This window comes from Rhizobium sp. AQ_MP (assembly GCF_014237835.1).
Classification (GTDB): domain Bacteria; phylum Pseudomonadota; class Alphaproteobacteria; order Rhizobiales; family Rhizobiaceae; genus Allorhizobium.
Window position 1 is genome coordinate 1 of the sequence record NZ_JACJVI010000054.1, and the last position, 897, is coordinate 897.

Here is an 897-nt window from a genome sequence, read left to right on the forward strand (position 1 = left end):
GACGGGCGTTTTCGGCGATGAAACGAAGGCGGAGCCGTCGGGTCCGACCGTCGATGTCAAAACGCTGCACGCGAAAATCGGGGAACTGACACTGGAGAATGATTTTTTATCCGGTGCGCTCGGCAAGGCGGGATTGCTGGGCGGAAAGAAATGATCGACCGCGAGCACAAACTCTCCGTCGTACGCCAGGCGAAGCTTCTCGGATTCAGCTGTGGCAGCGTCTATTATCTGCCTCGTCCGGTGTCCGACGGCGATCTGACCTTGATGCGGCGGATCGATGAACTGCATCTCAACCACCCGTTCGCGGGAAGTCGGATGTTGCAAGGGCTCTTGAGAGGAGAAGGGCTGGAGACCGGGCGGCTACATGTCGCCACGCTGATGAAGAAGATGGGTATCGAGGCGATCTATCGCCGCCCGAACACATCGAAACCGGCACCTGGGCACAAAATCTATCCCTACCTTCTGCGAAAGCTGGCGGTCACCCGGCCTAACCAGGTCTGGGCGATGGACATAACGTATGTGCCGATGGCGCGGGGATTCGTATATCTGTGCGCCGTCGTGGACTGGTTCAGCCGAAGGGTTCTGTCGTGGCGGCTATCGATCACGATGGAAGCGGACTTTTGCATCGAAGCAGTCGAGGAAGCGCTGGCCCGTTACGGTAAACCCGACATATTCAATACCGACCAGGGATCGCAGTTCACCTCAATGGACTTCACGGCGGTGCTGAAGAAGGCGGAAATCGCCATCTCGATGGATGGTAGGGGTGCCTGGCGGGACAACGTCTTCGTCGAGCGGCTCTGGCGTTCGATCAAATACGAGGAGGTCTACCTCCACGCCTACAAGACCGTGTCCGAGGCCCGCGTCGGCATCGGCAGATATCTGACCTTCTACAACAGC

General features: G+C 58.3%; 1 pseudogene. It reads left to right on the forward strand.

Annotated elements, in window-relative coordinates:
- A pseudogene (locus tag H6M51_RS24180) lies at positions 1 to 897 on the forward strand (IS3 family transposase); the annotation flags it as partial.